The sequence below is a fragment of the Salipiger sp. HF18 genome (assembly GCF_011806505.1).
GTDB lineage: Bacteria > Pseudomonadota > Alphaproteobacteria > Rhodobacterales > Rhodobacteraceae > Salipiger > Salipiger thiooxidans.
Genome location: NZ_JAATOS010000224.1, coordinates 1 through 6502 on the forward strand (window position 1 = coordinate 1; position 6502 = coordinate 6502).

General features: G+C 70.7%; 10 protein-coding genes and 1 pseudogene. All 11 read right to left on the reverse strand.

From position 1 onward, the window contains the following. Positions 1-450, reverse strand: a 450-nt coding sequence (locus tag HC022_RS16545) for a Twin-arginine translocation pathway signal (protein ID WP_167453162.1), incomplete at its 3' end; no start/stop codon positions are given. A 54-nt stretch (positions 451-504) separates the two neighbouring features. Continuing rightward, positions 505-900, reverse strand: coding sequence for a VOC family protein (locus HC022_RS16550; RefSeq protein WP_167453163.1), 396 nt, complete (start codon positions 898-900; stop codon positions 505-507). 107 nt (positions 901-1007) lie between these two features. Further along, positions 1008-1313 (reverse strand): ribbon-helix-helix domain-containing protein, encoded by a 306-nt coding sequence (locus HC022_RS16555; RefSeq protein ID WP_167453164.1) that lies wholly within the window; start codon positions 1311-1313, stop codon positions 1008-1010. A gap of 117 nt (positions 1314-1430) precedes the next feature. Further along, the gene (locus HC022_RS16560; protein ID WP_242661816.1) at positions 1431-1967 is read right to left on the reverse strand and encodes a GNAT family N-acetyltransferase; all 537 of its coding nucleotides are present in this window, start codon (positions 1965-1967) and stop codon (positions 1431-1433) included. Positions 1968-2124: 157 nt separating this feature from the next. Beyond that, a complete protein-coding gene (locus HC022_RS16565; RefSeq protein WP_167453165.1) occupies positions 2125-2988 on the reverse strand; it encodes a F0F1 ATP synthase subunit gamma in 864 nt (287 codons plus the stop codon). Then, entirely contained in the window at positions 2985-4199 is a 1215-nt protein-coding gene (locus HC022_RS16570; protein ID WP_368484682.1) for a F0F1 ATP synthase subunit alpha, read from the reverse strand. Before HC022_RS16570 ends, HC022_RS16565 begins: the two co-directional genes overlap by 4 nt. Before the next feature lie 95 nt (positions 4200-4294). After that, positions 4295-4516, reverse strand: a pseudogene (locus tag HC022_RS29250) (F0F1 ATP synthase subunit alpha); the annotation flags it as partial. Further along, positions 4509-5240, reverse strand: a complete 732-nt coding sequence (locus tag HC022_RS16575) for a F0F1 ATP synthase subunit delta (protein WP_167453166.1) — start codon at positions 5238-5240, stop codon at positions 4509-4511. The gene HC022_RS16575 and the pseudogene HC022_RS29250, both read right to left, overlap by 8 nt. Positions 5241-5253: 13 nt before the next feature. Continuing rightward, entirely contained in the window at positions 5254-5502 is a 249-nt protein-coding gene (locus tag HC022_RS16580; RefSeq protein ID WP_008885869.1) for a F0F1 ATP synthase subunit C, read from the reverse strand. Continuing rightward, on the reverse strand, positions 5495-6199 hold the full coding sequence (locus tag HC022_RS16585; protein ID WP_217704011.1) for a F0F1 ATP synthase subunit A: 705 nt from the start codon (positions 6197-6199) through the stop codon (positions 5495-5497). Before HC022_RS16585 ends, HC022_RS16580 begins: the two co-directional genes overlap by 8 nt. Further along, positions 6196-6502: ATP synthase subunit I (locus HC022_RS16590; protein ID WP_254885136.1), on the reverse strand; the 307-nt coding region annotated here is incomplete at its 5' end. The genes HC022_RS16585 and HC022_RS16590, both read right to left, overlap by 4 nt.

A 6502-nucleotide genomic window follows, 5' to 3' on the forward strand; every position in this document is an offset into this window, starting at 1 on the left:
GAAGATCGGCCAGACCGCTTTCTGGTTGTAGAGCCCGGTCACGAGCCCGCCGCGGATCTGCTGGAAGAAGACACTGTCCTCCATGGCGCGCAGGATGTCGACGCGATCCCGTTCCCAGCCGGTCTCGATGTAGGAGGCAAAGCCGTGGCCCTGCGCCGCGGCATCCAGCGCGGCGATGCCGGCCATGATCGCGGGCGCGGCCTCGGGGGTGTCGTAGCCCTTGACGGCAAGGACGTAGTTCTCGTCGGGAATGCGGTCGTGGGGGTAGATATCGCGGGCCATCTGCACCAGCGTCGCAAAGGCCGCGGGCTCGATGCTGCCCGTCTCATAGGCCCAGGCGGCGTCCGGCGCGGCGATGAAGCCCGAGCCTGCGACGAAGCCCGCCCCGACCGCGCTCGCACGGGTCAGCAGTTGGCGGCGGGTCATCCCGCGCGTGGCTGTCTTGGTCATGGTGTCCTCCCTTTCAAGACAAACCGGCGTCCCTCCCAAGGCGCCGGGGGCGAGTTACTGGAAGCGCCCTGCGCGCTGCAGCACCTCGATCTGGTAACCGTCCGGATCCGCGACGAAGAAGAACTTCGCCACCACCTCGCCGGCGGGGGCGAATTCCACCAGCTTGCGCGGGTTCAGCCCCTCGGCCTCGAAGCGGGCGTGTTCGGCGGCAAGGTCCCCGACCGAAACGGCGAGGTGGCCATAGCCGTCGCCCAGATCGTAGGGCTCGGTGCGGTCCTTGTTGACGGTGAGTTCGAGTTCGAAGCCGCTCTCGTCATTGCTGAGGTAGACGAGCGTGAAATCGGGGAAGTCGAGAAGGGCGGCAACCTCAAGTCCGAAGGCGCGGCGATAGAATTCGAGAGAGCGTGCCTCGTCGAGCACGCGGATCATGCTGTGAATGGCCTTCGCCACTGTAAGCCTCCTGCGTCGGATCGTTCCTGGTCCGGTCAGGTTGGCAGGGGCGCGGGCGGCGCGGGTAGTAGGGGTTTACTACATGCCCGTTATGTGACCGTTTTCGCTTACTCGGCGGCCACGGCGAGGGTGCTGTCCTGGTGGTCGGCGACCCCGGCCTGGCCGGCGTGGATCAGGCAGGCGGTGCGCAGCAACGAGGTAAAGTTCACCGGTTCGCCGCGCGTCTCGAGCACTTCGGAATGAAGTTTCGAGATGAACGCGGGCGTCGATACGCCATCGGTCGCCGCGATCTGGTCGAGGATGTGCCAGAAGGCGTTCTCGAGCCGGATGCTGGTGCTCTGGCCGTTGAGGCGCAGGCGGCGCGTGGTGCTGGCGTAACGGGCCGGATCCTGCCCGGCGAAGACTTGGCACATGGACCTTCCGCTCCCTGTCCTGACAATTGGGCCGGTCAGTATAGCACGGCTCCGTTGCCGCGGCGCCATGGACTTAGGTCTGAGACGTCGCGGCGGGATCGGTTCGGGATCGTGGGATCAGTCTGGGCGCAGGTGCATGTCGAGCGGGCTGCCCGGGTAACGGTAGAGACCGTCCGGGGCCGAGGCATGGCGGTGGAAGCCGTGGCGGCTGTAGAACGCCTCAAGCTCGTCCTTCTGCAGCCCGGGCTCGCCGAAGGGTTCGTGGTAGAGCGCGACGCCGATCTCGGCGTCGTCGGCGGCGTCGAGCAGGCGCCGCAGGATGCGGTGGGCAATGCCCTGTCCGCGCCATGCGGGGGCCACCCAGATCCCGCTCAGGATGAAACGCCGGTTCTTGAGCGAATGCTCGACATAGGCGACGTTCTCCTCGGCGGTCATGTAGTAGGTGCGTTCCTCGGTGTCGCCGCGCACTGCATGCAGCCCTGGCACCTTGGTGAGGGCAGCAAGAATTCGCGCATATTTGATCTCGGTCCGCTCCTCCGAGCGTTCGATTCCATCTTCAAGTTCCTGCAGAAGATCAGGATGGCGATTCTCGCAATAGTTGCGCAGCCCGTGCTGCACGGCGATCGCGACGAACGCACGAAGATCGGCTTGCAAGCGCCTGTTTTCCTGTTCGAGATGGATCTCGTGAAGGCTTGGCGGCTCGAAGGCGCTGGGGCCCCTTTTGAAAGTGTATGGCATGTCGTCCTCCCTAGGGGAGTTTACAGGATCATGCGCGGGAAGACAGCTTATTCCTTTGCGCCACGGCGACGCACTAGCGCGTCGCCTGCCGGCCGGTCGCAAGCTCGATGATCTCGTCGGTGATGCCCTCCTGACGCAGCCGGCGGGCCTCGGAACCGAGGCTCTCGAGCGAGCCCGTGACGTTGTCGTGGGCGGCGATCATGGCGCGCATCCGGGCGGCGTTCTCGGCTGCGAAGGCCAGCATCGCGGCCTCGGTCAGCTCGGCGAAGACGTATTCCTCGGCGAGCCGCGACAGCAGGTCGGCGGCGGGCAGCGTGGTCTCGGGCGGGGCGGCGTTCGGTGGCGGCGGGAAGCGGTCGTAGTCAAAGGGCACGAGGCTGCGCACCAGCACCTGCATGGCGCCGCCTGCGGTGCCCGGCGCTGCGTGCACCACCGAGACGGCGGTGACCTGCGCCCGGGCCAGCGCCTCGAAGACCACGTCCGCCAGTCGGGTGGCCAGCGTCGCCGCCTGCGCCGGGTGGGCGATCATGGCGCCGGACCAGGCCACCGGCAGGCCGCGCTCGGAGGCCACCAGCAGGCCGCGGTCGCCGGCGATGTAGAGATCGTGGGGCCCGTCCAGCAGCGGGGTCGCGGCGTCGAAGACCTGTTCGTTGTAGGTGCCGGCAAAGCCCTGCTCGGCGGCCAGCAGGATCACCGCGCGGCGCCCCTCGCGCCCGTCCGCCCAGGTGCCGCGCGGCGGCGGGTCGCGGTCGGGCAGGAGCGGCATCGCCTCGCCGATGGCGGCGCCGATGGTGTCGGCGTAGGTGCGGACGCCCTCGGCGTGGCGCTGCGCCTCCTGCACCCGGGCGGCGGCGATGCCGCGCATGGCCGAGATCACCGAGGCGAGCTTGTGCACCGTGCCGATGCGGGCCTCGACCTCGGCAAGACGGCCGGTCATGCCGGGGCCTCCTCCGGCGCGAGGCTGGCGGCCAGCTCGGCCACGGCGGCGACTAGCGCCCGGCGGCTGTCGTCGTCGAGCTTGCCGCTGTCGCGCACCGATGTCACCGCCTGTGCGGCATGGCCGTCGAGCCAGGCGCCAAGCCGGGTCCGCAGAACGGGGAAGCTTGCCGGGGCGAGCGCGTCGAGCGCGCCATCCCCCAGCGCCGCCAGCAGCGCCACCTGGTCGATCGTCCGCAGTCCCGCGAAACGCGGCTGCGCGAGCAGCGCGCGGATGCGTTCGCCGCGGGCGATCTGGCCGCGCACCCTCGGGTTCGAGATGCCGCCGAAACGGGTGAACATCTCGAGTTCCTGGAACTGCGCGTAATCCAGCCGCACCCGGCCCGAGACCTTGCGCAGCGCCTCGAGCTGGGCCTTGCCGCCGACCCGGCTCACGGAAAGCCCGACGTCCACCGCCGGCCGCTGGTTCGAGGCGAAGAGGTGGCTGTCGAGCACGATCTGCCCGTCGGTGATCGAGATCAGGTTGGTGGGGATGTAGGCCGAGAGGTTGCCCGCATCGGTCTCGGCGATGGGCAGCGCGGTGAGCGAGCCGCCGCCGCGCTCGGCCGAGAGCTTGGCGGCGCGTTCCAGCAGGCGGGCGTGCAGGTAGAAGATGTCGCCGGGATAGGCCTCGCGCCCCGGCGGCTCGCGGGTGAGCAGCGCCAGCTCGCGGTGGGTGGCGGCGTGGCGGGTGAGGTCGTCTATGATCACCAGCGCGTGCTGGCCGCGGTCGCGGAAATACTCGGCCATGGTCATGCCGGCGAAGGGCGCGATCCACTGCAGCCCGGGCGCGGCGGAGGCGCCGCCGACCACGAAGATGCAGCGCGACAGATCGCCATGCTCGCGCACCGCCGCGATCACCCGCTGCACCGCCGTGGCGCGCTGGCCGACGGCGACATAGACGCAGATCACGTCCTTGCCCTTCTGGTTCACCATGGCATCGACCGCGAGCGAGGTCTTGCCCGTGGCGCGGTCGCCGACGATCAGCTCGCGCTGGCCGCGGCCGAGCGCGAAGAGGCTGTCGACCACCAGCACCCCGGTCTCGAGCGGGGCGGCCACGGCGTCGCGTTCGATGATGGCGGGTGCGGGGCGTTCGACCGGGGGGCTCTCGGCGCAGTCGGGGGCGGGGCCGCCGCCGAGCGGGCGACCGAGCGGGTCCACGACCCCGCCCACAGAAGCGCCTCGCCCACAGGGACGCGCAGGACTTCGCCGGTGTCGGCGACGCGGGCGCCGGCCTCGATGGCAGAGGTCTCGTCGAGCACGACAACGTCGATCTCCTCGGCGCCGAGGCTGTGGGCGAAGCCGTACTGGCCGCCCTCGAACCGCAGCAGAGCGCCCAGCGGCGCGTCGGGCAGGCCCGAGACCTGCGCGATGCCGTCGGCGATGCGGGTGACGCGGCCGATGGCCTCGGCCTCGGGGGCAAGCGGCACCCGGCGCACCGCGTCGCGGCCATGGTCGAGCCAGCCGGAGAGCTTGGGATCGTCAGTCATGGGTCAGCTCCGCCCGGATCCGGTCGAGGTCGGCCCGGAGATGGTTGCGCACGATGGCGTGCGGGGTCTCGAGCTCGAGTCCGGCGATGAGCGCTGGGTCGGTCTCGACCGTGAGCGCGGGCGCGGTGCCCAGAACCCGGGCCAGCGCGGCGCTCAGCTCTGCGCTCTCGGCGGGCTCGAGCGGCCGCACGGCGCGCAGGATGACGGGGCCCTCGCTGCCGATGCGGGCGCGGGTGGCCTCGGGCAGCCCGGCCACGGCCTCGGCCAGCCCCTCGGTGAACCCCGCGATGCGGGTGGTCTCGGGCAGGCGCGCCATGAGCCGCGCGGCGATGTCGGCGGCAAGCTCACCGGCCTCTTGCGAAAGCGCGTGCCGCTGGCGGTCGCGCTCGCGGGCCAGCTCGTGCCCGGCGCTGTCTCTCAGGGTCGCGGCTTCGGCACGCGCGTCTGCGATCAGGCGGTCGCGCTCCTCGGCGGCCTCGGCCTGCGCCCGGGCCAGCGCGTCGCTGCGGGTGGCCGCGAGCGAGGCGGTCTCGGCCTTCGCGGCCTCGCGCGCGGCCTCTGCCTCGGCCCGGGCCGCCTGCGCCGCGTCGAGCTCGGCATGGGCGGCCTCCTGCCGTTCGGGGAGGATGCGGCTCACCGGGCGGGACAGGAAGCGGGCGAGGATCCAGATCAGGACCAGCGCGTTGACGGTCTGCAGACCAAGGGTCCACCAGTCGATGCTCATGGCCGGTCGCCCCTCAGACGAAGGGGTTGGCGAAGAGCACCAGAAGGGCGATGACGAGGGTGTAGATCGCCATGGTCTCGATCATGGCAAGCCCGACAAAGAGCGTCCGGCTGATGGTGCCCGCGGCCTCGGGCTGCCGGGCGATGGCGTCCATCGCGGCCGCCACGGCGCGGCCTTCGCCGAGCGCGGGGCCGATGGCGCCCATGCCGACCGCGAGCGCGGCGGCGAGGATCGAGACGATCTCCACGAGGTTGTCAGTCATCGGATGGGTCCTTCCGGTCGTTTGCGGCGGGGTCGCGGGTCTCGCCCACGGCCGCGCCGATGAAGACGGTGGCGAGCACCGCGAAGATGTAGGCCTGCACGGCGCCGGTCAGCAGGTCGAGCGCCATCAGCGGGATCGGCACGAGCAGTCCCGCCAGCGACAGCACGATGCCGACCACGAAGACCCCGCTCATGACGTTGCCGAAGAGGCGCACGATGAGCGAGAAGGTGCGGGTGATCTGCTCGATCACGTTGAGCGGGATCATCACCCACGAGGGTTCGGCGAAGGTGGCGAGATAGCCGCCCACGCCGCGTGCCCGGATGCCGTATGCGATGGTTGCGGCGAAGACGATGAGCGCCAGCGCCGCGTCGGTCTCGACATGGGCGGTGGGCGGCTCGACGCCGGGGATCAGCGACGACCAGTTGGCCGCCAGCACGAACAGGAAGATGGTGCCGATGAGTGCCCGGAACGGCGCCGGGTCGCGGCGCATGGTGTCGGCGATCTGCGCGTCGATGGTGGTCACCATGAGCTCGAGCAAGGTCTGCGCCTTGCCGGGGCGCAGCGTCAGGCGCCGGGTCGTGGCCCAGGCCAGCGCCGCGAGCACCGCCATGATGACCCACGTCACCACCACCGGCGCGGTGACCGGCACCGGCCCGAGGTGGAAGAGCGGCTCGATCGAGAGAGGGTTCTCCATCAGGCGGCGCTCCGGTTGCGGCGCAGCACCACGGCGCGTCCGATCATCACCCCGGCGGCGCCCGCGAGCAGCGCCGTGGCCCCCCAGAGCGCCAGCAGCACCAGCCCCGCCACCAGCAGCGCGAAGCGGCCGAGCTGCAGCGCCAGCGCCTTCGGCGCCGAACCGCCCCCGACATAGAGCGCCGCGACCCGGTGCAGGGTGGCGAAATGGAAGAGCCCGAGCGCCAGCCCGGCGGCGAGCCCCGCGAACAGCTGCAGGAGCGGGATCTGCGACAGGGCCTCGGTCATTGGCGGTGCATCCATCTCC